This is a genomic window from Ochrobactrum teleogrylli (assembly GCF_037482325.1).
Classification (GTDB): domain Bacteria; phylum Pseudomonadota; class Alphaproteobacteria; order Rhizobiales; family Rhizobiaceae; genus Brucella; species Brucella teleogrylli.
In genome coordinates this window covers 456,980-482,336 of record NZ_JBBHKQ010000001.1, presented here as the reverse complement: position 1 = coordinate 482,336, position 25,357 = coordinate 456,980, and the positions used below count along the sequence as shown (strand labels likewise).

The following is a 25,357-nucleotide window of genomic DNA, read 5'->3' as shown; positions in this document are numbered from 1 at the left end:
AACCACGAAAGTTTTCAAGGATGTGCGAAAACGAAAAAAAGCGAAAACAAAAAAATGATATTTTTGCCGTATTCACGTGCTATAGAAAGCACATGAAATGACGCTGATCGCGCTCAGGTTCGGCGTTCGAAAACGATACGCCTCTCCTGTATTTTAATAGTAGCTTTAAAATAAAGGGCTTTTTTCCCCTTTGTAAGAACTGTTGCGTATTTGATCAGTTGTTATTTTGGCGAATCGTTCCATTTTAAGGAAAAGAGGGAAACCAGCAGTGAAGACGGCAGCCAAACAACTTATCGCAACGGAAAAGCGTATTCTTACGCCTTCTGGCCGTTTGCAGCAGGTTGCAGCCCTTGTCTACCGCCGCGAAATGGATGCCCTTCAGGTTCTCGTTATCACAAGCCGTGGCACGGGCCGCTGGATCATCCCCAAAGGTTGGCCGCAAGTCGGTCGCACGCTTGCGGAAACAGCCTTGCGCGAAGCCTTCGAAGAAGCAGGCATACGCGGCGATGTCTCCCCGGAACCCATTGGCAGCTATAATTACTGCAAGATGGATATGCCGCCCGAGCGGATCAACCAGTTTTCGGTGGCCGTTTACGCCGTCCGTTTCACCGGCCAGGAAAAAAGCTGGCCGGAACGGGATCAGCGCATCTGCGAATGGGTTTGCCCGCACGAAGCCGCCCGGCGCGTCGAAGAGACAGAGTTGAAGCAGATTCTTCTCCGTTTCGGTGATTCGGGTATGGTCGTCGCCGCCGAATAGCAGCGTCGTTTCCCCCTCAACGCTTTTTATCCATCGTCATTCGGCTTTGATGCGGCGTTTCCTGCGGCTATTCCAGCCATAGGGCCGTGTGATCCCCGTGGGCATCACGCTGACGGTGAAAATCGCGAGCGTCCAACGGCGGCATTTTTCGGCAATTGCAGCGTGAATGGCGGGGCCGGAAGAGGCATTTTGCTCAAAGCTTGCATTAGCAAGCGGCTTGATCCTGCTGTTTTTGCAAAATAATTGCCCTCCATATTTGGTTAAAAAGAGGTAAAAGCGTTTTAGCCGGCTTCGTTCACAAAAGCTTCTCTTCTCCCCGTTATCCACATTCGCCCCCAGCGACTGACGCACAATATCTAGCGTTAGACGCCTTACAACAAACCAATGCTTGACGCTCGCAGCCGAGTCGTTTTTTATGAACTTATCGTTGCGTAAGTGGCGTGGCCGGGCGTCTGAATAGCCGGTCTTTCTTTCAGGTTAGTCAAGTTCTGGAACGGGCGTTGCGCTTATTCAGCGTAGTTGTCGCTCCGGACTTCGTCGTGCCCGAATTCCGGGTCGGACCGCCTTTGGAGAAGCAGATGCAGCCACATGACGAAAGAGCGTTAACACTAGATTTAGTATTTGCGCTCATGCTTCTTACAAGATAGAGTATTTTTCGATCTGCTGATTTGTTGGTTTGCAATGCCCTGACGAGGATGGTTTCGACTGCCTTGGGGTGTTTTGTTGCGCGCCGGATACGGCAGAAGCAGGATTTTGGGGCCCCGGATATCTGCCGGTGTCCTCACCAAGAAGCCCTTCCCCGCAGTTGGGCTTTCGAAACAGAGACGCGGTACAGACAGCACGTGGCAGGCCATGGTGGAAACTCACCCTTGGGGCTACTATATATAGAACGTTTGGATGGAAAAGATGAAGATCGAACGCCGTTTCACGAAAGAGAATCAGTCGGCCTATGCGGACATCGCGTTTCGGACTGCGACCAGCGAGATCAAGAATCCCGATGGATCCATCGTATTCCGCCTGGAAAACATAAATGTACCGGCTCAGTTCAGTCAGGTTGCGGCCGATATCCTTGCGCAGAAATATTTCCGCAAGGCTGGCGTGCCTGCCCAATTGAAGAAAGTCGAAGAAAACGACGTTCCGTCGTGGCTGTGGCGCTCGGTCGCCGATGAGGATGCGCTGGCGTCGCTGCCGCAGAACGAGCGTTATGGCTCCGAAATGGATGCCTGTCAGGTTTTCGACCGTCTCGCTGGCACCTGGACCTATTGGGGCTGGAAGGGCGGCTATTTCGGTTCGGAAGAAGACGCTCTCGCCTTCCGCGATGAGCTTGCCTATATGCTCGCCACACAACGCGTCGCGCCGAACAGCCCGCAATGGTTCAACACCGGCCTGCATTGGGCTTATGGCATTGACGGCCCCGGCCAGGGCCATTTCTATGTCGACTGGCAGACCGGCAAGCTGACCAAATCCAAGTCATCCTATGAACACCCGCAGCCGCATGCCTGCTTCATCCAGTCCGTCGCTGACGATCTGGTCAATGAAGGCGGCATCATGGATCTGTGGGTGCGTGAAGCGCGCCTGTTCAAATATGGCTCCGGCACAGGCTCCAACTTCAGCCATCTGCGTGGCGAAGGCGAAAAGCTTTCCGGCGGCGGCAAGTCGTCGGGCCTGATGAGCTTCCTCAAGATCGGTGACCGCGCTGCGGGCGCCATCAAGTCGGGCGGCACCACGCGCCGCGCTGCAAAGATGGTCGTTGTCGACATCGACCATCCGGATATCGAGGAATATATCGACTGGAAGGTGAAGGAAGAGCAGAAGGTTGCTTCGCTCGTCACCGGTTCCAAGATCGTCAAGCAGCATCTGGCTGCAATCATGAAAGCCTGCGTCAACTGCGAAGCAGATAATGACGATTGCTTCGATCCGTCGAAGAACCCTGCCCTGAAGCGCGAAATCAAGGCCGCGAAGAAGAACCAGGTGCCGGAAAACTACGTCAAGCGCGTGATCCAGTTCGCGCGTCAGGGCTATACGGACATTCAGTTCAAGACCTACGACACGGACTGGGACTCGGAAGCCTATCTCACCGTTTCAGGCCAGAACTCGAACAACTCCGTCTCGCTGAAGGATGAATTCCTGCGCGCCGTCGAAAACGACAGCGACTGGAACCTGACCGCACGCAAGGACGGCAAGGTCATGAAGACGCTCAAGGCGCGCGATCTTTGGGAAAAGATCGGTTATGCCGCATGGGCGTCCGCTGATCCGGGTCTGCACTACAACACCACCATGAACGACTGGCACACCTGCCCGGTCGCAGGTCCGATCCGCGCCTCCAATCCGTGCTCGGAATATATGTTCCTTGACGATACGGCCTGTAATCTGGCGTCGATCAACCTGCTCACCTATCGCAACAAGGACGGTTCGTTCGACATTGCAGCTTACGAGCACACGGCCCGCCTGTGGACCATCGTTCTCGAAATCTCGGTGATGATGGCGCAGTTCCCGTCCAAGGAAATTGCCCGCCTCTCCTACGAATACCGCACGCTCGGCCTCGGCTATGCCAATATTGGCGGCCTGCTGATGACCTCCGGTATTCCTTATGACTCCGATGAAGGCCGCGCCATCTGCGGTGCGCTGACCGCGATCATGACCGGTATTGCCTATGCAACCTCCGCTGAAATGGCGAAGGAACTGGGCACCTTCCCAAGCTACGAACCAAACGCCGAACATATGCTGCGTGTCATGCGCAACCATCGTCTGGCCGCTCATGGCAAGACGGAAGGTTATGAAGGCCTCGCCGTCAACCCGGTGGCGCTAATTGCCGAAGACTGCCCGGATCAGGATCTGATCACCCATGCCCGCGCGGCCTGGGACAAGGCGCTGGAACTTGGCGAAAAGCATGGCTACCGCAACGCCCAGTCCACCGTTATCGCGCCAACAGGCACGATCGGCCTCGTCATGGACTGCGACACGACCGGCATCGAGCCTGACTTTGCACTGGTGAAGTTCAAGAAGCTGGCCGGTGGCGGCTACTTCAAGATCATCAACCGCGCCGTGCCGGAAGCACTCCGCACGCTCGGTTATTCGGAAAGCCAGATCGCCGAAATCGAAGCCTATGCTGTCGGTCACGGCAACATCAATCAGGCACCGGGCGTCAATCCTTCGTCGCTGCGCGGCAAAGGCTTCACCGATGAGAAGATCGAAGCCCTGAATGCAGCGCTCAAGAGCGCCTTCGACATCAAGTTCGCTTTCAACAAGTGGACGCTTGGCGAAGACTTCTGCAAGGACGTGCTGAAACTCACCGACGAACAGCTGAACGACTTCTCGTTCGAAATGCTGCCAGCGCTCGGTTTCTCCAAGAAGGACATCGAAGCCGCCAACATTCACGTTTGCGGCGCGATGACCCTCGAAGGCGCACCGTTCCTCAAGGAAGAGCATTACGCGGTTTTCGATTGCGCCAATCCATGCGGCAAGATCGGCAAGCGCTATCTGTCGGTCGATAGCCACATCCGCATGATGGCTGCCGCGCAGCCGTTCATTTCGGGCGCGATCTCCAAAACGATCAACATGCCGAATGACGCGACCGTCGAGGACTGCAAGAACGCTTACATGCTGTCCTGGAAGCTGGCTCTGAAGGCCAATGCGCTTTATCGCGACGGTTCCAAGCTCTCGCAGCCGCTCAACGCAGCGCTGATCTCGGATGATGAAGACGAAGATGATGCAGTCGAAGCGCTGATCGAAGCACCGGCAGCCGCTCGTGCCGTTCAGGTGACGGAGCGCATCGTCGAGAAGGTGATCGAGAAGATCGTGCATGAGCGCGAAAAGCTTCCGAACCGTCGTCAGGGCTATACCCAGAAGGCCGTCGTCGGCGGACACAAGGTCTATCTGCGCACCGGCGAGTTCGGTGACGGGCGCCTCGGCGAAATCTTCATCGATATGCACAAGGAAGGCGCTGCTTTCCGTGCGATGATGAACAACTTCGCCATCGCCGTGTCGCTCGGCCTGCAATATGGCGTGCCGCTGGAAGAATATGTGGAGGCATTCACCTTCACCAAGTTCGAACCGGCTGGCATCGTCATCGGCAATGACGCGATCAAGACCGCAACGTCGATCATCGACTATGTGTTCCGCGAACTGGCCGTGTCCTATCTGGGCCGCAACGATCTCGCCCATGTTGACACGAGCGATTTCTCGAACACAGCGCTTGGCAAGGGCATCAAGGAAGGCAAGACCAATCTGGTCTCGACCGGCTGGACGCGCGGCTACAAGCCGACACTGGTGACCAATACGGCACCGGGCGGCAGCGAAGCCAAGGGTTCGACTGCATCGGCGCCGCAGGCTTCGAATGTCACGACTTTGAAGTCGAGTGCTACCCCGGCTGGTCGCCCGGCGACCATCGGTCTGGTGACGGAAGGTGCAACGGCTTTCAAGCGTGAGTTTGAAGAGCAGACCGCTCCGGTACAGCAGCAGGAAACCTCAGCTGCAACGGAACTGTTCTCAGACAAGGCTGCTGCCGACGCTGCTTCGGCCCGTGCTGAAAGCGCCAACTCGGCAAAGAAGCTCGAAGCGGACCGCCGCATCAAGTCGATGATGCAGGGTTACACCGGCGACAGCTGCACGGAGTGCCAGAACTTCACCATGGTGCGTAACGGCACCTGCCTGAAGTGCGACACCTGCGGCGCGACGAGCGGCTGCAGCTGATCGAGCGACGGGGGAAACCGCGAGCATTTTTATTGAGATAAAAGAGCGCCCTTCGGGGCGCTCTTTCTATTTGTGATGAGCGAAAACAAGCCGTACATTCCGTTTCGAAAACAAATGATCTTCGATAATTTGTCGGCTCATTTCCAGGGCCGACTGATCCCCAATCCGGTTCTGTGAGGACGCGATGAAAGCGATTGTCATCCACGCTGCAAAGGACTTGCGTATTGATGAGCGCGAGCTCGAGATGGCCGGTCCGGGAGAGGTTGAAATCCGTCTCGCGGCTGGCGGCATATGCGGCTCGGACCTGCATTATTACAATCACGGCGGTTTCGGCACCGTGCGCGTCAAGGAACCGATGATCCTCGGACACGAGGTTTCCGGCCATATTGCAGCACTTGGCGAAGGGGTTTCCGGGCTCGCCATTGGCGATCTGGTCGCCATATCGCCGTCCCGCCCCTGCGGCCACTGCGAATATTGCCACAAGGGGCTGCCCAATCATTGCTTCAACATGCGCTTTTACGGATCGGCTATGCCCTTCCCGCATATTCAAGGCGCGTTCCGCGAACGGCTTGTCGCAAAAGCCAGCCAATGCGTGAAAGCCGACGGCCTCAGCGCCGGTGAAGCAGCAATGGCAGAACCGCTCTCGGTCACCCTGCACGCCACCCGCCGTGCAGGCGAGATATTGGGCAAGCGCGTGCTGGTGACAGGTTGCGGCCCGATCGGCACGCTTTCGATCCTCTCTGCCCGCCGCGCAGGCGCTGCTGAAATCGTCGCAGCGGATATTTCCGGGCCAGCGCTTGATTTTGCCCGCAAGGTCGGCGCGGACCGCACCGTCAACCTATCGGAGAACCCGGATGGTCTGGCGGAATACGCTCAGAACAAGGGTTCATTCGACATTTTGTACGAATGCTCCGGTGCAGCATCCGCCCTTGTGGCGGGCATACATGCCATCAGGCCGCGCGGCGTTATCGTGCAGCTTGGCATGGGCGGCGAAATGAACCTGCCGATCATGACGATCACAGCCAAAGAACTCGATCTGCGCGGCTCCTTCCGCTTCCACGAGGAATTCGCCATCGCGGTCAAACTCATGCAGGATGGGCTGATCGACGTCAACCCCCTCATCACGCAGACGCTGCCCCTTTCCGATGCGCTGCGCGCCTTCGACATTGCGTCGGATAAAACGAAGTCGATGAAAACCCAGATCGCATTCAGCTAGAGCATTTCCAGCAAAAGTGCGTAGCGGATTTGCGTGGGATAATGTGTAAAAACAAATAGATAGAACGGCCCCTCGATTCCGTACTAACCGGAACCGCTCTAAAGAATTTCAGGAGAAGATATGAGCGTCCAACTCTTCGATCTGACAGGCAAACGCGCGCTTGTGACCGGCTCGTCTCAGGGGATCGGCTATGCGCTGGCAAAAGGTCTCGCCGCCGCCGGTGCCGACGTCGTCCTCAACGGTCGCGATGAGGCAAAGTTGAAAGTCGCTGCCGACAGCCTCAGCGTAAAGCACATGCTGGCCTTCGACGCGACGGATCACGACACCGTCCGCGCGGCAATAGACGGGTTCGAAGCAGATGTCGGCGCCATCGACATTCTCGTCAACAATGCGGGCATGCAACATCGCACCCCGCTTGAAGACTTTCCAGCCGATGCCTTTGAGCGCTTGCTGAAAGCCAACGTGTCTACCGTGTTCAATGTCGGACAGGCGGTCGCCAGACATATGATAAAGCGCGGAACGGGCAAGATCATCAACATTGCCAGCGTTCAGACCGCGCTCGCAAGGCCCGGCATCGCGCCTTATACCGCGACCAAAGGTGCCGTTGGCAATCTGACCAAGGGTATGGCCACCGACTGGGCGAGATATGGCTTGCAATGCAACGCCATTGCTCCGGGATATTTCGACACGCCGCTCAACGCCGCGCTCGTTTCAGACCCGGCTTTCTCAAGCTGGCTTGAAAAGCGCACGCCTGCGGGCCGCTGGGGAAAGGTTGACGAACTCGTTGGCGCCTGCATTTTCCTTGCGTCTGGCGCGTCCTCTTTCGTCAATGGCCATGTGCTTTATGTCGATGGCGGCATCACCGCATCCCTTTGAAGGTCAAAGACTGTAGCTATTCACATCCGGATGACCGATCTGTGAACAATTCAACCGGATCGGCATCCGCTAAATACACTCTCTGCGGTTGATTTACGAGCCACACCGCATTATTTCGCAATAGATCTCGATGATACAATCATCAAAACTGTATCAGTCTTTGAACGGCGTCCATCAAAACGCACGAAAACTCGTTTCGGGAAAATCTATTGTCGGAATTCTTTGTTAAATATCCGTGGGCGGAGACGCTCACGGCACTCGGCGGATTGTTTCTCTCCGCATTCATCGCAAATTTTCTGATCAAGGCGATCCTGCTCAAGCTGCTCGACCGGCTCGTTCAGAAGACTTCATTCGGTCAGGATGAAGAACTGAAACGCCACAGCGTCATCAGCCGTCTGGCCAATATCGTTCCAGCCCTGATCATTTCTTCCGGCATTCTGGCGATACCGGGGTTGCCGGATACGGCAATCACCGTCATTCGCAATGTCGCGATCGCCTTCATCATTCTGACGCTCGCCCTCGCGGTCAATTCAGCATTGGGTGTGGTCGACACGCTTTATCATCGCCGCCCAGAGGCCCGTTATCGGCCCATGAAGGGCTATATTCAGGTCGGCAAGCTGGTCGTCTATATCATCGCTGCCGTCCTCATCATTGCAACCCTGCTCGACAAGTCGCCGGTTATTCTGCTGTCCGGTGTGGGTGCCATGGCTGCGGTACTGATACTCGTTTTTCAGGACACATTGCTCTCACTGGTCGCCAGTATGCAGATCGCCTCTTCCAACATGGTTCGTGTGGGCGACTGGATCGAGATGAAAAATCTCGACGCCAATGGCGATGTGACCGAAATCGCGCTTTATACGGTCAAGGTGCAGAATTTCGACAGAACAATCACCACCATTCCGATCCGCAAGCTCATCACCGAACCGATGAAGAACTATCGCGGCATGCAGGAATCGGGCGGCCGCCGCATCAAGCGCGCGCTCTTTATCGACCAGAATTCAATCCGCTTCCTGACCGACGACGAACGCGCGAAAATGGCGTCAGTGGACTGGCTGGCCGACTATCTGCCAAAAAAGGCGAAGGAAATCGCCGAATGGAACAACAAGCTGGGTGACCGCGCCAAAAACCCGGTCAATACGCGCCGTTTCACCAATATCGGCACTTTCCGCGCCTATGTGGAAAACTATCTGCGCAACCATCCCGGCATCCATAAAGGCATGACGCTGCTGGTGCGCCAGATGGACCCAACCCCGGCAGGCTTGCCACTCGAAATCTACTGCTTCACCAACACCACCGTCTGGGCCTCATTCGAGCAGATACAGTCCGATATTTTCGACCACCTTTACGCGGTGCTGCCGGAATTCGGCTTGAGCGCTTTCCAGAACCCAAGCGGCAAGGATTTCCGCAAGCTGGTGGTGGCTGAACCAGGTTCTAACGAAGAGCTTCGATGATCTGCGCATCAAGGTTCTGAACGCTATAGCCGGAGCGGGATGGCGTAAGTCCCAGACGCACCACAGAAAGATGCAAGGACGGTACGATCATGACGGTTTGTCCGTCATGGCCGGACATCCAGAAAGCATCATCGGGAATGCCATCCTCGCCCGCTTTGGCACCGCCGGACTGCAACCAGACCTGCGCAGAACCGTAACGGCCATCCGAGGCCGCTGACGGTTTGCGCATGAACGCCACGAAATCAGCTGGCAGTACCTCCCTTCCATCGAGCTTCCCGCCCTCTGCCAGAAACGCTCCGAGACGGGCCCAATCGCGCGCGGTCGCGTACATATAGGACGACCCGGCAAAGACGCCCGACGCGTCGGTTTCCAATAGGGCGCTGCTCATGCCGAGTGGTTCGAACAAGGCGATGCGCGGATAGACCAAAGCCGCATTCCGGCTGTCGAAACTATTCATGAACAGCCTCGACAGAATATTCGCGGTCCCGCTCGAATAGTTGAATTTCGTTCCAGGTGCTGCTTCCAGTGGCAGCGAAGCGGCAAATCCCGCCATGTCCTTTTCCAGAAACAGCATGCGGGTGACATCTGCCACTGCGCCATAATTCTCGTTGAAGCGCAGCCCGCTTTCCATCGCCATCAGATTGGCGATGGTGATTCTGGCGCGCTCATCGTTCTGCCATTCCGGTAGAAGATCGCTTTTGGCCAGATCCATGCGGTTTTCCCCAATGCGCATCCCAATGAGCGTCGCCATGACCGATTTTGTCATCGACCAACCAAGCAGCGGCGTGTCGGCATTGAAGCCCTCGCCATAGGTTTCGGCGATGAGTTGACCGTTGTGAATGACCGCGATGGCCCGCATGCCGGCGCCTGCCAGTTCCTTATCCTCGATAACGCTCTGCACCTTATCTGAGATCGCCACGTTCAGCGGTTGCGATGACGCTTGTGCAGCTTCATCGCTGCCGACGCTGCGGCTATCTGTCGATTGAACGTTGGCGCAACCCTGACCGGGGAGAAACACAGCCTTGCTGGGGGCAAAAAAGCCGAAAATCCGGACAGTTACGGTGTCAGTGTCATCATCAACGGCCACATTGAGGAATTTCAGCAGCGGGTTTCCCGGTGCCTGAACATCGTCTGCGAGTACCGCATCGGCGTCTCGTTTGGCGATAAAGACATTGGAACACACGATCTTGGCCGCATAACCCGTGCCCACCCGCAAAAGCTCCGGCGGGTTGAAACCGAGCCATGATGCCGCGCCGACTAACAGTAGAACAACCAAACCGACGAGAAACGTGAGAAATCGCTTCAAAAACTTCGACATGAAATACCGTTTTCTTTCAGGGCAAACCTGCCCGAGCAGGGCAATATCCAAATCTCAATCTTGCGGTATGTTTCTGTGAAACGCGATTGCAGTCAATTACCATCCGACAACAGACCAACTAAAAAGGGGCGCTGCTGCGCCCCTGATTCTATCGATTGGAACTGGCCGGACCATTCCACCGGCTGCTGTGATGCCGGTAATGCCCGCGATAGTAATCGCGCTTGTAGTGACGGTGCGACCGCCAGCGATGATCGCGGTAATGGCGACGATCAGACCGCCAATGGTCTCTTCTGTGGTAATGCCGCTTCTTCCAGTGCTTACGCGAATGGTAGCCGCGATGATCGCGAACCTGTTCCACATTGGAGGTTACGCCGGGCTTAGCGAGATTTGCCACTGGTGCGGCGGAAGCCGCGCCAACTCCCACCAACAAGCCAACACCAACAATACCTGCAATAAGTCCACTAAAGAGCTTCATTCTGTGTACTCCTCTTGATGGGAAGCATCATGAAACCTAGCGCATGAACTCAAAATGAACAGATTGAACTTTTCAAACATCTGTGATGATCTTAAAAGCCGTTCAATTTATTCTTCAAGAATTTTTTACACCGATAATAATTGGTTATCGCAGCGGAAAAACCGTGAAATTTCCAGCAACCAAACGTTACAAAACTTCGATTGAGATGAAATCAGACCACGGTAAATTGTTTCGTGGCGGTCCAAGCATCCGCCGGCTGGAAGACATACCAGTCTGTTAATTTGCGTGTTGCCCCCAATTAGCACGCAATTGACACGGGAGACGCCACGCTGCCCTTGTTGCGCGTCTCCCGCTCCACTCTTCGGTGCAACCTCTACGGGTTCATTTTTCTGCCGTCTTTATGCAATCATGTCGCCAGGCGCTTCGTTGCATTAGCGTTGAAGCGCACCCCGGCGTCATTATGCACCAAACACAAACGTCGGGGTTTCTCCTGTCTGATTCCCCTCCCCGCACATCAGGTCATCACGCGCCTTGGCATCAAAACGATGAACAATCCTGCCGCTCGTGCGTTAGTCACCTGTTCCCAATGTAAAACGGAGGAAATCCCGATGGACTGGAATCGTGTTGAAGGCAACTGGAAACAGGTCAAAGGTAAGATCCAGGAACAATGGGGCAAGCTGACAGACGATGATCTCGACCAGATCAGCGGTCGCCGCGAACAGCTTGAGGGTAAGATTCAGGAGCGGTACGGAGTCGCGAAAGACCGCGCCAAATCCGAAATTGATGACTGGTATAATCGACAGCAATGGCTTTCATGAATGAAACCCCGCCACGGCGGGGTTTTTTCTTAGGCTACGCTTCACGCACGGACGCAACACTGTTCTGCATGCGCCCGTCTTGAGCCCGCCCGACTTTCCCGGTATCCAAGAGCTGAGACTGTTCGATGTTCTGCTGCGCAGGGGTTTTAAATGTCGCATAAACTGAATGTTGCTGCTTGTGCATTGGCGCTTCCTGCGCTGGCATCCTGCACGTCGCCTTCAGCCAGCGTCAATCCGCCGAAGCCGCCAGTCGATCCGACACCTATCCTCGGCACCTGGTGCAGCAATAATGACAAGCGCTTCACAATTTCGCAGGAGCGCTTCGACAGCCGCGACATGCAGTGTACCGTCATGAAGCTCGACAATTACAAAGGAACGTTCACGCTCAATCTGGTTTGCGAAAACGACCAACAGCAGGCCAGTGAAAACGTGACCATCACGCCGATTGGTGACGCAGTGGAAATCGTATTCCTGTCGAAAGGCGTGCGCCACACGCGGGCCAACCGTTGCGGGCCTGCCCCTTCTGCGCCTGTTGTGGCGCCTGCGCCATCCGAGCCCACCCCGGCCTCTCCGGTCGTACAATAACAGATAGCCAGCACGACACCGCTGCACGGTTGAGAATTCCGGGCTTGCTCGGAGTTTCGCAGCAGCGTGCGTGCTATTTTTCCGCCGGTCTAAATCGCATGCGGGCGACGACCGGCGCAGGTTTCCTCATGAAACAGGAAAAAATGTCGGAACGATCCTGAAATCAAACCGTTAGGACTATGAACACTCAATGCAGAAAGGAGAGCAGTTATGTTTAGAACGACACTTCTGACGGCAGCGTGTGCACTCTTGATTGGTGCTCCAGCCCTTGCGCAGACGGCGGCTCCCACCGCGACAACGCCCGGCACAGATGCGCCAGCACAACAGGATCTGCCTGTTTCCACCAAGAACATGTTCGGCACAGCACCCTCGCCCGACAACAACAAGATCGGCTTTGTCGAGCCTAAGGAAGGCGAAGTTCTCGTCTCAAGCTTCATTGGCCGCAGCGTTTATGAAAGCGATGCCAATGATGCAAAATCCATCGGTAAGCTGAATGACCTGATAGTCAGTGCTGATGGTTCGGTTGTAGCAGCCGTGATCGGCGTCGGCGGCTTCCTTGGCGTCGGTGAGAAGGACGTGGCCGTAAGCCCGGATGTCTTGCAGCTCGCGACCCGTAGCGACGGAAACACCTGGCTGGTTCTCAGCGCAACGAAGGACCAGTTGACCGCAGCGCCTGCTTTCGACCGCTCCAAGGTCTTCACCAATGGCGTGGCCGATCCAAACGCAGCCAAGGAAAGCGAGGCTCCGGCCAGCGGTGAGACGACTACCCCGGCGACACCCGCAACGCCTGCCCCGGCTCAATAAAAGCTGACCAAATGGCAGCTATGGCCCCGATCTGTGATAGGTTCGGGGCCATAACCGATTCAGCGGACCTTTCTCACAAAGGCCCGCACTTTTATCCATTGGGCTCAATCGGAGGCTACGCCAATGAAGAAAGCTGTTCTCATCTGCATCGCGGCATTGTCGGCCAGCAGCTTCGCCGCAATCAATTCCGTTGAGGCCTCGACCTCTCCCAAGCAGCGCGCCGCCGAAGTCAAGGCCGTCATCGACGCGGTCTCTCGCGAACTGCCGAAGAACCCGATCAATACGGTTATGTATATCCGGGCGAATAATTTCGAGGTTCTCGCCGGCACCTGCACCGTGCGCGCGCATATCGTCTCTTCCAAGCCCACCGCGTCGGACAAAGGCGACAAGATCAAGGTCCGCCTCAACCGGCAGCGTTGCGCACGCTAGAACGCATTCTGAAGCGCCTGCGTTTGTAAGAGATTGCTTATTGTTAATGTCGCTCAATATGGCGGATTAAGCGTATCCGTGCGATAGTATCGGCCATGAGAACAAGGGCGCTAATAAGAACACGGCATACCGCTCTGATGGCGGTCAGGGTGCTGTGTCTTATCGTGCCGATTATTGTCGCCCTCACCGCCCTCATGCTTATCGCCAAATATGACGACGACAGGAATATCGTGACGAATACCGGCGTTGCAGGCGCGACGATGCCGAACGGCAACTGAACGATTTTCGCAATGCATTTGGGCGGTTGGAAAATGGTGGGCGCGTCCAGGAAGACGTAATGAGAGTTTGCCCCGCGTAACGGGGCAAATCCCTCAACCGCCGAAAGATGATGTTTTCCCTCCGCGATTCGCCGAACCAAAGCTCAACGTAGGTTTTTTATTGCCGCTCGCAACAATGGTCGCGGTCGATTTATCGGACTTCACTGTCTGGGTATCTATGTTTCCGTTGATCGGTGCAGCTGCAAATGCAGTTCCTGCCGTCATGAATGCACCAACGGCTAACAAAGCTATGGTCTTCATGGTTCCTCCTTTGCTGGCCCTGCCAGCTGACGCCGAAAATACGATGAGATCATGCGGGCGTTGACGCACCATCCGGTGTCACGAAACGCTAGATTTCATTTAAATGGTATACGGCACTTGTCGTATTTCGGCATGGCTGAACGCAGAAAATAAGCGCCCCGTACCACATGATGGACGCTGCGGACGCATTAGGGCTTGATTTGTGGCAATAAATGGTGGGCGCGACAGGGATTGAACCTGTGACCCCTCCCGTGTGAAGGGAGTGCTCTACCGCTGAGCTACGCGCCCTTAGAGGCACATATGTGCTCAATCAAGGTGACGCGGATATACGTTCCCGCTCAGGGCAAAGTCAAGCATGACAACACTTATTTCCCAAATGATTTTCCCTACCGAAAACCGTCCGGGTAGACCCAACGAAAATGGCGACTATCGAACGATAGCCGCCATATCCAAGGATTAAACATCCCTACTTCTGACAGATACCAGCGGCGTAACGCCGATTAAATTGCTGCCAGACGCGAAGCCACCGTCTTGTCGGATGCCTTCTGCATGCCCGAGTCGCGATCATAAACGTCACTGTAATAACGAATCTGGCCATTCGCATCCGGCCATGCCGTGAAATAGGAAATATAGACCGGCACCGGCTCCGGCACCTTGATGCCGCGCTCGTTCTTGCCGAAATATTTCTCCAAATCACCGACTGGCTTGCCGAGCACTGCCGCAGCCATATCACGTGGGCGTTCCAGACGAATGCAGCCATGGCTCAGCGCACGCATGTCGCGGCCGAAATAGGACTTTGCCGGCGTATCATGCATGTAGATATCATGTTCGTTCGGGAACAGGATTTTCAGTTCGCCCAAGGCATTGTCGAGGCTCGGCTTCTGACGAATACCGACATGCGCCTTTCCCGAAGCAACCGCGCTCCAATTAACGGCGCTCGCCGAAACCTTCTTGCCGCCGACATAGACTTCATAGCCGTTGCGGTCGAGATAGCTCGTGTCGCGCATGACCTTCGGCAGCATTTCGTTCAGAATAATTGAACGCGGCACACCCCAGGACGGATTGAAGACGACGGTTTGCACCTTGTTGTAGAAGAAATAGGTCTGATGGGTCGGCGAGCCAATCACCACATTCATACCCAGCTTTTCCTGGCCGCCTTCGAAATATTCAGCGCGGTATGCGGGCTGGTTGACCATTACATAGCGCGTGCCGAAATCATGCGGCAGCCAGCGCAGACGTTCCATCGAATAGAGAATACGGTCGCGCTTGACGGATGATTGCTCACCCTGCAACGCCGAAATCGTGTTTCGTCCGATAACCCCATCGGGCGCGCCGCCTGAAAGCTTCTGATAGTCCTTGATCGCGGAAACAAGTTCCGGATCGTAAAGGCTCGTATCGGCATGGGCCTGCAACACATCGCGGTGCTTTTCCAGATAATCAGCAGGCGCGTGTTTGGTAATCAGGGCAACCACCTTGCTCAACTGGTCGCTCGTGTCGCCCGGACGAATGACGCCGTCGAGCGACACGCGAATGGGTTCGCCCGTCGGTGCATCTGTCTGGGACAAAGCCTGCTTCAAAGCCGCATATTGCGCATTATCCGGCTGGAACCCGTGCAAATAGGCGGATGCATCCGCTTCACCGGCCAGTCTTTCCAGCACAGTTTTGGGATCGACGCGATCACGCGGCAGGTCGTGGAAACCGCTCAGGCGGTCGGCGATCACGCGTCCCTCGCCTGCATCCATCGCATAGCGCAATGCCCGGGCCGACATGCGAACTTCAAACTCTGCCAGCTTCTGCTGACGTTCCGCATTCTGCGACGGATCGAAATTGTCCGAAGGGATCGTGACTGCATATTCATCCGGATTGAGACCGTCTTCGCCAGCGCGTGCGAAGAAAGCGGCTACGGCCTTGGCGCGGTCAAGCACCTTGCCGTCGGCAGACCACATGAAAGAACGGTTGGTCGAATAATAGGAAACAATCGCTTCAGCGATTGGCTTTTCAGCCTTCACATCAACCGACTTCAGATAGTCCATGGCGGCGTCGAAAGCGCGGTTGCCAGCCGTTTCGGTCGTATCAGGCGCCTTTTCCACACGGATCGGCGACATGCCGGATGTCAGTGGATCAACAGTTGGCGCAGAGGTTGCCGCAGTCACCTGCAGATCGAGCGCGCTGAAATCGATCTTGATCAGCGTTTCCGGCTTGTAATCATAAATCTCCGGCCCCTTGACCGTCACACGCTGCGCGGGCGGAGCGATACGCGTGCGCGCTGCCGGTGCGGCGGCAGCTGGTGCTGCTTTTATGCGCGGCGCGGCCGCTGCGGGTGGAAGCGGTGCTACGGGCTGCTCGGCCTGTTGGCGGCGCTGTTGAAACAGCTCGAAAAGTGAATTTGCTGCCTGTGCCTGCGTGACCGGGAACAAGGCCGATGCGGCAAGAGCCAGTACCATCGCATTGCGGATATAAGACCCGCTGGTGCGATTTTTCTTTGCATCCATCTGCGCGCGCCGAGAAAACTGCATTTCAACCGCCAAAGTTAGCATGTCCGCCGAAAGGCGAATCCGTCTCAATCATTTCGCGTAGATTTTATGAATCTCGTATAGAAAGTTTTAACGCTAATGCCACTTCTTTCAATTTCTTGCTCGAAAATAATCACAAAACTTTGAGGGAGGCGCATCCGCGCAACAGCTGTCCCGCAAGGGATGCCGCTCGCCATTCCCCTCATTGCGCAATGTGCCGCAGTGGATTCCGCCTCTCATCGCGCTAAAAGCCCCTCAGAATTAACCCCGGACGCTGCCCGGTAATCCGGGTTTTGAGCAACATACGTGCAGGCTGGCGATCTCGCGATTTCTGGCCGGTGCGGCAGGCAAGCAAGCGAGGTACCACGATGGCAGAAGCAAGCGCCGCCGATCTCTTTCCTCTTGGCGAAGACACCACCCCTTACCGCAAACTAACCTCCGACCATGTTTCGGTCGATACGTTCAAGGGTCAGGAAATTCTGACCGTCGACCCGGAAGGTCTGCGTCTTCTGTCCGAGGCGGCATTTGCCGACATCAACCATCTGCTGCGTCCCGGCCATTTGCAGCAGCTTGCCAAAATCATGGAAGACCCGGAAGCGACCGACAATGATCGCTTCGTCGCCTATGATCTTCTGAAAAACGCGAATATCGCCGCAGGCGGCGTCCTGCCGATGTGTCAGGATACCGGCACCGCGATCATCATGGGCAAGAAGGGCCGTCGCGTCTGGACAGAAGGCGGCGATGCCGATGCGCTCGGCAGCGGCGTGCTCGACGCCTATAACAAGAAGAACCTGCGTTATTCGCAGCTGGCGCCGCTGTCGATGTTCGAAGAGAAGAACACCAAGAACAACCTGCCTGCGCAGATCGACATTTATGAAGAAGGCGAAGACGCCTACAAGTTCCTCTTCGTGGCAAAGGGTGGCGGCTCAGCCAACAAGACGTTCCTTTATCAGGGCACGCCTTCGCTGTTGACCCATGACCGGATGATCGACTTCCTCAAGGACAAGATCCTGAGCCTCGGCACGGCGGCCTGCCCGCCTTACCATCTCGCTATCGTCATCGGCGGCACGTCAGCCGAGATGAACCTCAAGACGGTCAAGCTCGCCTCGACGCGTTATCTCGACAGCCTCCCGACGGCGGGTTCGGAAACTGGCCATGCGTTCCGCGATCTGGAAATGGAAGCCGAAATCCACAAGCTGACCCAGTCACTGGGCGTCGGCGCGCAGTTCGGCGGCAAATATTTCTGCCATGACGTGCGCGTCATCCGTCTGCCGCGCCATGGCGCATCGCTGCCGATCGGTATCGGCGTGTCCTGCTCGGCAGACCGTCAGGCCAAAGGCAAGATCACCAAGGAAGGCATCTTTCTGGAACAGCTGGAGACCAATCCCGCGCAATACATGCCGGATATCGACGAAGAAAAGCTCTCCTCGCATGTGGTGAAGATCGACCTCAACCAGCCGATGGCCGAAATCTTGAAGGAGCTGTCCAAGCATCCCGTCAAGACACAGCTTTCGCTGACTGGCCCGATTATCGTCGCCCGCGATCTGGCACATGCGAAAATTCGCGAACGGCTGGAAAACGGCGAATCCATGCCGGATTATTTCAAGAACCACCCGATTTATTATGCCGGTCCGGCCAAGACTCCCGCTGGTTATGCATCGGGTTCGTTCGGCCCGACGACGGCTGGGCGCATGGATTCCTATGTCGACCAGTTCCAGTCGTTTGGCGGCTCCATGGTGATGCTCGCCAAGGGTAACCGTTCGCGTCAGGTGCGCGAAGCCTGCGGAAGCCATGGCGGTTTCTATCTCGGCTCCATTGGTGGTCCCGCCGCCCGTCTGGCGCAGGACTGCATCAAGAAAGTGGAAGTGGTCGAGTATCCAGAACTCGGCATGGAAGCCATCTGGCGCATCGAAGTGGAAGATTTCCCAGCTTTCATCGTCATCGACGACAAGGGCAATGATTTCTTCAAGGAACTCAACCTGGGTTGATCTGGCCCGATTGATCTCCGAAACGAATAAGGGCGGCTTCCAGAGCCGCCCTTTTTGTATCAGGCATTCGCACCGCCATCGGCAGTTAGCGTAGCACCCGTAACGAAGCGCGACTCTGGACCGGCAAGCCATGCCACCAAGCTTGCAATATCATCCGGCGAGCCATAGCTGCCGGTCGCAATGCGCTCCAGCTGCGGACCGGAGTGATCGCCGTCAGCAGGATTCATATCCGTATTGGTAGACCCCGGCTGCACGACATTCACCGTAACGCCCTTGGGGCCAAGATCGCGGGCAAGCCCCTTCGTCAGACCAATGAGCGCCGACTTGCTGGCGGCATAGAGGCTGATCCCCGGCCATGCGACAAGGTCCGCCAGATTGGAGCCAATGGTGACGATACGCCCGCCCTCGCCCAGATGCGGCGCAGCCGCTATAACAGCGGCGAAAACAGCTCGGAAATTGACCGCCATCACCTCATCGAAATCCGCAATCGTCGTCTCACCCAGCGGAGCAGCGCGCCAGATGCCAGCGCTGTTGACCAGAATATCCAGCCGTCCCAGCTCTTTGACCGCCGCTGCAATCGCGGCGGCAATTTCATCCGCATGACGATTATCCGCCTTGAACGCGACTGCCCGGCCGCCTTCGGCGGCAATCTCGGACACGACCGCTTCGGCTTTTTCCCTGGAACTCACATAGGTGATGGCGACGATGGCACCGTCCTTGGCCAGCCGTCGCGCAATCGCGGCACCAATGCCGCGGCTGCCGCCGGTTACGAAGGCCACCTTCCCATTCAAAGGTTTTCCCGACATGAAATATCCTTTCTGTAACGATTGATACATAAAAGGTGTCAGGCTTGTCGAATGACGTCAAGTGGATTATTTAACGATCAATACAAAAAGGAGATAGCCGTGTCGGAACGCGGAAGACCTCGCAACTTTGACCGAGAAAAAGCATTGCGCGCAGCAATGTATGTTTTCTGGGAAAAGGGCTTTGACGGCGCATCACTGTCAGACCTGACAGCCGCCATGGGCATCAATGCGCCGAGCCTCTATGCCGCCTTCGGCAGCAAGGAGGGGCTTTATATGCATGCCTTGTCGCTCTATTCGAGCGAAGTCGGCACAGATATCTGGACGCAACTGGAAGAAACATCGGACGTAAAGCAGGCATTCGAGCGCTTTTTGCTGGTGAGTGCCGAGACTTTCTCGGTCACCGACAAGCCGCGCGGATGCCTGATCGCGCTGGATGCGCTGTACCGCACCCAGTCCAGCCAGAATGTCTGCAATGAACTAAAGGCGCGTCGCAACGGGAATATCAACGTGCTGCGCGCCCGCCTTCAACGCAGTGTCGAGGAAGGCTCCTTGCCCGCGACCATCGACACGGACGCTATCGCCACCTTTTACGCGACGGTACAGAACGGTATGTCCATCCTGGCGCGCGATGGTGGCAGCGTGGAAAGTCTTGTCGCCACGGCGCATGGCGCGATGGCGGCGTGGGACAGGCTCACCGCGGCCTGATTGGTTACGGGCCGCTTATGCCACGGCGCGCAGGGGCACTGGACCGCTCACGTAATCCGCGATTTTGTCGGCCACATCCGTGCTGGCGATGATCCGCCGGTGGCCAAGACCGTCAGCCCAGTGCAGACGGACATGCGGCCCCGCTTTCGCTGCCATTTCCGCACAGCGCGCTGGCACTTCCTTGTCGTCGCGTGCGTGAATAACCAGCGTCGGGATCAACAATCGGCGCAGATGCGCATCGGTATCGAAATCATGGATCGGGCGCGCGGCGATTTGCTGGACCGTGTCCTTCATCGCCTGACGCACATCGGCGTTCAGGCGAAGCACCTTTCCGAATCCGTCGAAAACACCCTCCATCGAATGCGGTGACGCAATCGTGACCAGCTTGGCGGGACGCCGCTCACGATAACAACCAAGCGGCCCCGCAGCTGCATTGACGACAACCGCACCGCCGAAGGAATGCCCGACCATGGCGTAGAACGGCCCATACTGACGCCACGCGGCATCCACCGCCGCGATGGCCCGGATGAAATCCAGTTCGCGTCCCGCTGAAGCGCCATGCCCCGGCAGATCGAGAGCGACAACCCGTTCGCCGCGTGCGACCAGCGCGCTGATAATGGCCATCATATCCGCGCTGCGTGAACCCCAGCCATGCACTACCAGCGAGGTACGGGCATTCTGTCGAGCCATCCCTGCTGGCTCGAAAAGATAGGTTGCGACAACGCCCCGATCGATAATCAGGTCAAGCCGCTTTGCCTTGAGCAACTCGCGGCTCGTCTGACGCAGCCTTTCCGCATAGGCTTTTGTTTGGGGCTTACGGCTCGGTGTGCGACAGAAAATCCTGAATGCCGCGCGGCCAGCACGTTCCGGTGCGATGCGCCCAAGCACACCCAGACCGAATCGCGTAACCTGTAGGGATAACGTCGCCATAACGGGGCCTCAATCATGTTCAATCCTGAACAAATAATTGTACAAGAATGAACAAAATGCAAGACAAGAATCAAAAGCTGCCGTGGGATAATCCGCGCTTTAAAAACTGGATTGCGGTTGCGAGAGCCGGCAAAGCGGTTGAACGCGCGCTGGCGCAGGGACTGGCACCCTTCGATCTCAAGATCGCCGACCTCGATGTGCTGATGAATATTTATCGCCACCCCGGCGAATCGCAGCACGATCTCGCGCGCCGGATTTTGGTCGGACGCTCGAACATCACGATGTTGCTGCCGAAACTGGAGAATCGGGGATTGCTAATGCGCACCGGCGATCCGGTAGACAAACGCATCATTCGCCTTACTCTCACGCCGGACGGCGAAAAGCTGCTCGGTGAAGCGCTTTTAGTCTATACCGATCTGATCGACCGCGTCATGGCGCAATCGACCGCAGCGCAATGCAATGCGATGGGCAACATGATGCGGCGTATCGCGGATATGCTGGAAAAGGATTAAGCTCGATTAGCGGTCGCGCTTGAGCCCTTTTTCGGCCAGCTCGTCGAGATAAGTCTGCCACAGCGTCTCCTTATCGGTGCCGAGCTTATGCAGATAGGTCCAGGAAAACAGGCCGGTGTCGTGCATGTCGTCAAAGGTTATGCGCACCGCATAATTGCCGACCGGCTCGACCTTGATGATTTCGACGTTGCGCTTGCCGCCAACCGTAATGCGTTGTTCGGGAGAATGGCCCTGCACTTCTGCCGACGGAGAAAGCACGCGCAACAGCTCGGCTGTTAGTTCAAATCGCTCTCCGTTGTCGAAAGCCACCGTCAGCAATTTGCGGTCGCTGGAAACGCGCAGTTCGGTCGGCCAAACGTCGCTCATCACTTTTCTCCATATTGAGCTTGCTCCGTCATCGTCGAAGCTTGCTTGTGATAGGCCGCATGTCAAATTACCGCAAGGGTATTGAAACTGCTTCAGCCGCGCAAAACTGGACAATGCGTGGCGGAAGCCTTATCTCATAAGAACGGGTCGATACTGCGTCGCACCTCATGGAAACAATGGCTTCACAGATGAAAACCTTGCAGGCACAGCCCCTTGTTTCTCCAACCGGACCGATGATCGATCCTTTCGGGCGGATGGTCAGCTATCTGCGTGTTTCGGTGACGGATCGTTGCGACTTCCGCTGCACCTATTGCATGGCGGAACATATGACCTTTCTTCCCAAGAAGGATCTGCTGACGCTTGAAGAGCTGGAACGGCTTTGCACCGTGTTCATCGACAAGGGCGTGCGCAAGCTGCGGCTCACCGGCGGCGAACCGCTGGTGCGCAAGAACATCATGCATCTGATCCGCGGGCTTTCGCGCCATCTGGCATCCGGAGCGCTGGATGAACTGACGCTGACCACCAACGGCTCGCAGCTTGCGCGCTTTGCCCATGAACTGGCCGATTGCGGCATGAAGCGCATCAATGTCTCGCTCGATACGCTGAACCCTGACAAGTTTCACGAAATAACCCGCTGGGGTGATCTCGCACGTGTGCTAGAAGGCATCGATGCCGCCCAGAAGGCCGGTATTCGTGTGAAGATCAATGCCGTGGCGCTCAAAGATTTCAACGAGCTCGAAATCCCCGAGCTGATCCGCTGGGCTCATGGTCGCGATATGGACCTGACGCTCATCGAAACCATGCCGATGGGCGAAATCGAATTCGACCGCACCGATCAGTATCTGCCGCTGTCGCAGGTGCGTAATGATCTGTCACGTCAGTTCACGCTGACCGATATTCCGTACCGGACGGGCGGCCCTGCCCGCTATGTCACGATCGAGGAAACTGGCGGTCGCCTCGGCTTCATCACACCTCTGACGCATAATTTCTGCGAAAGCTGCAACCGCGTCCGCCTCACCTGCACAGGCATGCTTTATATGTGCCTCGGCCAGAATGACGATGCCGATCTGCGCAAGGTGCTGCGGGAAAACGACAGCGATACGTTTTTGAGCCGGGCTATCGATGAGGCAATCTCGCGCAAACCCAAGGGCCATGATTTCATCATTGATCGCGATCATAACCGCCCAGCTGTGGCGCGCCACATGAGCCTGACGGGTGGTTAATCCCCGCGCTATACTTTTAGGAGAAAATAATCACAAATAATTGTCGCGCAATAAACTTTAACAAGGTATTGGATTCTAAACTGGATTCTATACCGTGCTGCAGTCAGATAATTTCCGCGCAAGTATTTATATGCTTCTCGCCATGGGCACCTTCACCATCGGGGACAGCATAACCAAATTCCTTCTCACGGAAATGAACAGCGGGCAGTACATGCTGATCCGCGGTTTTTTTGCCACTTCGATGATTGGTTTTTTGGCCTGGCGTCATGGCGCGCTGCGCAATCTTTCTCTGGAGTGGATGACGGTCCTGCGCGTGCTGGGCGAAGTCGTTGCGACAATCACTTACATTGTCTCGCTGGGTCATCTTTCCCAGGCGTTCTGTTCCGCCGTGTTTCAGGCCACACCTTTGGTCGTCACGCTGGGCGCTGCAATCTTTCTCAAGGAAAAAGTTGGCTGGCGGCGCTGGGTCTCCATTCTGGTGGGCTTCGTCGGTGTAATCATCATCATTCGCCCCGGTTCAGCCGGTGCGGCAAGCCTCGGTGCCGTTGGCATTTTGCTGGCGAGTGTCGCTTGCGCGGCCATGCGCGATATTGCAACGCGCCGTGTGCCCGCCCATGTGCCGACATTCTACCTTTCCACGCTTACCGCCGGTGCGATTGCGGTTACCGGCGGCGTATTGACCGTCCCCATGGGCGGTTGGCAGCCTGTCGGCCTTCTTTCCATCGCGACCTTGCTGGGCGCAGCCGTGCTTTTGCTGATCGGATATCACTTTATCATTCTCGCCATGCGTGAGGGCGAAGTGTCCTTCGTGTCCCCGTTCCGCTATTCCAGCCTGCTCTGGGCGATAGGCTTGAGCATTGCAATCTTTGGTGAAGCGCCGGATGCGTATACAATTGCTGGATCTGTTCTGGTCGTCGGAAGCGGCATTTACATGGTCTATCGCGAAAACGCGCTCAAGAAGCGTGAGAAGAACAAAAGCACTCTGGCGTCTATTCCAACCGGCCTCGGACCAAAATGATGACCATCAAGGATGTAGCCGGTGCGATCATCGCGGGCGGATTATCGAGCCGTATGCGCGAAGGCGGAATAGACGGTGACAAATTCCTGCAGGTTTTGGGTGCCGGTTCCGTCATTGGTGAAGTCGCCGCACGGCTGAAACCGCAGGTGAGCGCGCTTTTCATCAATGCCAATGGCGACGCCTCCCGACTGTTCAGCCTCGGCCTACCGGTTGTAGCGGACATTTCCGCATCACATGGCGGTCCGCTGCCCGGCATCCTCACGGCGCTCATCCACGCAAAAAATTCGACATGGCTGCTGACCGCAGCAGCGGACACGCCGTTTCTGCCTGCCGATCTGGGAGAGCGGCTTTTCGAACGTCAACGAGCGACCGGCAAGGACATCGTTCTTGCAAGCTCCGCCGGGCATATTCACCCGATCTTTGGCCTGTGGCGCACGCAGCTGGCGGATCGTCTGAAAGACTGGCTTTCAACCGCAGAGAAAGCCAGTGTTCTCGCTTTCGCACGCGATGTTGAATTTGAAACGGTGGACTTTCCGCTCTTGGCGACCAAGGATGGCGCGGAGAACTATGATCCCTTCTTCAATATCAACCGGCCCGACGACCTTGTCGAAGCCCGGCGATTGCATAGACTGAACGGAGATACGGAATGACACATAAGCTTTTCGGCATTACGGGCTGGAAGAATTCCGGCAAGACCACACTGACCGAAAAGCTCGTGCGCTGCCTGACCGAACGTGGCTATCGCATCGCCACGATCAAGCACGCGCATCATAATTTCGACATCGATCACGAAGGCACCGATTCCTGGCGGCATCGTCAAGCAGGTGCCGCAGAAGTGGCCATCGTTTCGGAGCGCCGCTTCGCCATCATGCATGAAAATCTCGACGGTCCGGAAATCGCCCTGCAAGACATCGCGGACAAGCTTGCGCCGTGCGATTTGATTCTCGTCGAGGGCTATAAGCGCGAGCCGCACAAGAAAATCGAGCTTCGCCGAACGGGCAGCCATGATGGCCCGCCGCTCGCCGAAAACGATCCAAGCATCGTCGCCATTGCAACCGATCATCCACAGTCGGGCTTGAGCCTGCCGGTCTTCGATATCAATATGGTCGATGAAATCGCCGATTTCATCCAAAATGAAATGGCACTTTGAGCAATTCCCTATCGCTTTCCGCCAAAACGTCAGCATTCACTATTTTGCCACGTCTTTCGGCGGAATAGCCTGTGAATTCCACAATAATTATACGCAAAATTATTACGCAACCCATCTTGCCTTCGGGTGAAAAGTGGTGGGAATATC

At 56.3% G+C, this 25,357-nt stretch carries 25 protein-coding genes and 1 tRNA gene; 17 read left to right on the top strand and 9 right to left on the bottom strand.

Going from position 1 to position 25,357, the window contains the following annotated elements; all coding sequences use genetic code 11:
- The first annotated feature begins 268 nt into the window (after positions 1 to 268).
- Positions 269 to 757: an NUDIX hydrolase gene (locus WIX40_RS02415; RefSeq protein ID WP_109369101.1), complete on the top strand. Its 489-nt coding sequence runs from the start codon at positions 269 to 271 to the stop codon at positions 755 to 757.
- A 36-nt stretch (positions 758 to 793) separates the two neighbouring features.
- On the opposite strand, the gene WIX40_RS02410 is transcribed toward WIX40_RS02415, so the two are convergent.
- Positions 794 to 1,108: a hypothetical protein gene (locus WIX40_RS02410; RefSeq protein WP_339438198.1), complete on the bottom strand. Its 315-nt coding sequence runs from the start codon at positions 1,106 to 1,108 to the stop codon at positions 794 to 796.
- Between the two features lie 555 nt (positions 1,109 to 1,663).
- Between WIX40_RS02410 and WIX40_RS02405 the strand changes: the two genes are divergently transcribed.
- The 4 genes from WIX40_RS02405 (at position 1,664) to WIX40_RS02390 (ending at position 8,992) form a co-directional block, all read left to right on the top strand.
- Positions 1,664 to 5,449 (top strand): vitamin B12-dependent ribonucleotide reductase, encoded by a 3,786-nt coding sequence (locus WIX40_RS02405; protein WP_121536316.1) that lies wholly within the window; start codon positions 1,664 to 1,666, stop codon positions 5,447 to 5,449.
- Between the two features lie 184 nt (positions 5,450 to 5,633).
- Positions 5,634 to 6,665, top strand: coding sequence for an L-idonate 5-dehydrogenase (locus WIX40_RS02400; RefSeq protein WP_109369102.1), 1,032 nt, complete (start codon positions 5,634 to 5,636; stop codon positions 6,663 to 6,665).
- Between the two features lie 120 nt (positions 6,666 to 6,785).
- Positions 6,786 to 7,541: an SDR family oxidoreductase gene (locus WIX40_RS02395; RefSeq protein ID WP_109369103.1), complete on the top strand. Its 756-nt coding sequence runs from the start codon at positions 6,786 to 6,788 to the stop codon at positions 7,539 to 7,541.
- A 209-nt stretch (positions 7,542 to 7,750) separates the two neighbouring features.
- Complete coding sequence (locus WIX40_RS02390; RefSeq protein WP_109369104.1) at positions 7,751 to 8,992, top strand: mechanosensitive ion channel family protein; 1,242 nt, start codon at positions 7,751 to 7,753, stop codon at positions 8,990 to 8,992.
- Here WIX40_RS02390 and WIX40_RS02385 read toward each other — a convergent pair.
- Entirely contained in the window at positions 8,973 to 10,310 is a 1,338-nt protein-coding gene (locus tag WIX40_RS02385) for a serine hydrolase domain-containing protein (protein WP_181376093.1), read from the bottom strand. The two genes, WIX40_RS02390 and WIX40_RS02385, sit on opposite strands and share 20 nt — an antisense overlap.
- 148 nt (positions 10,311 to 10,458) lie before the next feature.
- Complete coding sequence (locus WIX40_RS02380) at positions 10,459 to 10,785, bottom strand: hypothetical protein (protein WP_109369105.1); 327 nt, start codon at positions 10,783 to 10,785, stop codon at positions 10,459 to 10,461.
- Positions 10,786 to 11,393: 608 nt separating this feature from the next.
- Here WIX40_RS02380 and WIX40_RS02375 point away from each other — a divergent pair.
- The 5 genes from WIX40_RS02375 to WIX40_RS02355 all read left to right on the top strand — a co-directional run bounded on the left by WIX40_RS02375 (position 11,394) and on the right by WIX40_RS02355 (position 13,699).
- Positions 11,394 to 11,603 (top strand): CsbD family protein, encoded by a 210-nt coding sequence (locus WIX40_RS02375; RefSeq protein ID WP_109369106.1) that lies wholly within the window; start codon positions 11,394 to 11,396, stop codon positions 11,601 to 11,603.
- A 150-nt stretch (positions 11,604 to 11,753) separates the two neighbouring features.
- Positions 11,754 to 12,188 (top strand): hypothetical protein, encoded by a 435-nt coding sequence (locus WIX40_RS02370; RefSeq protein WP_181376094.1) that lies wholly within the window; start codon positions 11,754 to 11,756, stop codon positions 12,186 to 12,188.
- 210 nt (positions 12,189 to 12,398) lie between these two features.
- Positions 12,399 to 12,992, top strand: a complete 594-nt coding sequence (locus tag WIX40_RS02365; protein ID WP_109369107.1) for a PRC-barrel domain-containing protein — start codon at positions 12,399 to 12,401, stop codon at positions 12,990 to 12,992.
- Between the two features lie 123 nt (positions 12,993 to 13,115).
- Positions 13,116 to 13,421 (top strand): hypothetical protein, encoded by a 306-nt coding sequence (locus WIX40_RS02360; RefSeq protein ID WP_109369108.1) that lies wholly within the window; start codon positions 13,116 to 13,118, stop codon positions 13,419 to 13,421.
- Between the two features lie 137 nt (positions 13,422 to 13,558).
- Positions 13,559 to 13,699: a hypothetical protein gene (locus WIX40_RS02355; protein WP_167836033.1), complete on the top strand. Its 141-nt coding sequence runs from the start codon at positions 13,559 to 13,561 to the stop codon at positions 13,697 to 13,699.
- Positions 13,700 to 13,792: 93 nt separating this feature from the next.
- Here WIX40_RS02355 and WIX40_RS02350 read toward each other — a convergent pair whose 3' ends face one another.
- The 3 genes from WIX40_RS02350 to WIX40_RS02340 all read right to left on the bottom strand — a co-directional run bounded on the left by WIX40_RS02350 (position 13,793) and on the right by WIX40_RS02340 (position 16,491).
- Complete coding sequence (locus WIX40_RS02350) at positions 13,793 to 13,999, bottom strand: hypothetical protein (RefSeq protein WP_109369109.1); 207 nt, start codon at positions 13,997 to 13,999, stop codon at positions 13,793 to 13,795.
- 213 nt (positions 14,000 to 14,212) lie between these two features.
- A tRNA-Val gene (locus WIX40_RS02345) sits at positions 14,213 to 14,287 on the bottom strand.
- Positions 14,288 to 14,499: 212 nt separating this feature from the next.
- Positions 14,500 to 16,491: a L,D-transpeptidase family protein gene (locus tag WIX40_RS02340; RefSeq protein WP_371830784.1), complete on the bottom strand. Its 1,992-nt coding sequence runs from the start codon at positions 16,489 to 16,491 to the stop codon at positions 14,500 to 14,502.
- A gap of 389 nt (positions 16,492 to 16,880) precedes the next feature.
- On the opposite strand from WIX40_RS02340, the gene WIX40_RS02335 reads away from it, so the two are divergent.
- A complete protein-coding gene (locus tag WIX40_RS02335) occupies positions 16,881 to 18,500 on the top strand; it encodes a fumarate hydratase (RefSeq protein ID WP_109369110.1) in 1,620 nt (539 codons plus the stop codon).
- Between the two features lie 59 nt (positions 18,501 to 18,559).
- On the opposite strand, the gene WIX40_RS02330 is transcribed toward WIX40_RS02335, so the two are convergent.
- On the bottom strand, positions 18,560 to 19,306 hold the full coding sequence (locus WIX40_RS02330; protein WP_109369111.1) for an SDR family oxidoreductase: 747 nt from the start codon (positions 19,304 to 19,306) through the stop codon (positions 18,560 to 18,562).
- Positions 19,307 to 19,405: 99 nt separating this feature from the next.
- Between WIX40_RS02330 and WIX40_RS02325 the strand changes: the two genes are divergently transcribed.
- On the top strand, positions 19,406 to 20,011 hold the full coding sequence (locus tag WIX40_RS02325; protein ID WP_109369112.1) for a TetR/AcrR family transcriptional regulator: 606 nt from the start codon (positions 19,406 to 19,408) through the stop codon (positions 20,009 to 20,011).
- Between the two features lie 15 nt (positions 20,012 to 20,026).
- On the opposite strand, the gene WIX40_RS02320 is transcribed toward WIX40_RS02325, so the two are convergent.
- Complete coding sequence (locus tag WIX40_RS02320) at positions 20,027 to 20,941, bottom strand: alpha/beta fold hydrolase (RefSeq protein WP_121536224.1); 915 nt, start codon at positions 20,939 to 20,941, stop codon at positions 20,027 to 20,029.
- Between the two features lie 47 nt (positions 20,942 to 20,988).
- Between WIX40_RS02320 and WIX40_RS02315 the strand changes: the two genes are divergently transcribed.
- A complete protein-coding gene (locus tag WIX40_RS02315; protein WP_121536226.1) occupies positions 20,989 to 21,453 on the top strand; it encodes a MarR family winged helix-turn-helix transcriptional regulator in 465 nt (154 codons plus the stop codon).
- Positions 21,454 to 21,459: 6 nt separating this feature from the next.
- Here the strand turns inward: WIX40_RS02315 and WIX40_RS02310 are convergent, their stop codons facing one another.
- Positions 21,460 to 21,819: a gamma-butyrobetaine hydroxylase family protein gene (locus tag WIX40_RS02310; RefSeq protein WP_109369115.1), complete on the bottom strand. Its 360-nt coding sequence runs from the start codon at positions 21,817 to 21,819 to the stop codon at positions 21,460 to 21,462.
- A 188-nt stretch (positions 21,820 to 22,007) separates the two neighbouring features.
- Between WIX40_RS02310 and moaA the strand changes: the two genes are divergently transcribed.
- The 4 genes from moaA to mobB all read left to right on the top strand — a co-directional run bounded on the left by moaA (position 22,008) and on the right by mobB (position 25,210).
- Positions 22,008 to 23,042, top strand: coding sequence for a GTP 3',8-cyclase MoaA (gene moaA, locus WIX40_RS02305; protein ID WP_109370240.1), 1,035 nt, complete (start codon positions 22,008 to 22,010; stop codon positions 23,040 to 23,042).
- Positions 23,043 to 23,172: 130 nt separating this feature from the next.
- Positions 23,173 to 24,060, top strand: a complete 888-nt coding sequence (locus WIX40_RS02300; protein ID WP_109369116.1) for a DMT family transporter — start codon at positions 23,173 to 23,175, stop codon at positions 24,058 to 24,060.
- Complete coding sequence (gene mobA, locus WIX40_RS02295) at positions 24,057 to 24,710, top strand: molybdenum cofactor guanylyltransferase MobA (RefSeq protein ID WP_371830785.1); 654 nt, start codon at positions 24,057 to 24,059, stop codon at positions 24,708 to 24,710. Before WIX40_RS02300 ends, mobA begins: the two co-directional genes overlap by 4 nt.
- A complete protein-coding gene (mobB, locus tag WIX40_RS02290; RefSeq protein WP_109369118.1) occupies positions 24,707 to 25,210 on the top strand; it encodes a molybdopterin-guanine dinucleotide biosynthesis protein B in 504 nt (167 codons plus the stop codon). Before mobA ends, mobB begins: the two co-directional genes overlap by 4 nt.
- Positions 25,211 to 25,357 lie beyond the last annotated feature (147 nt).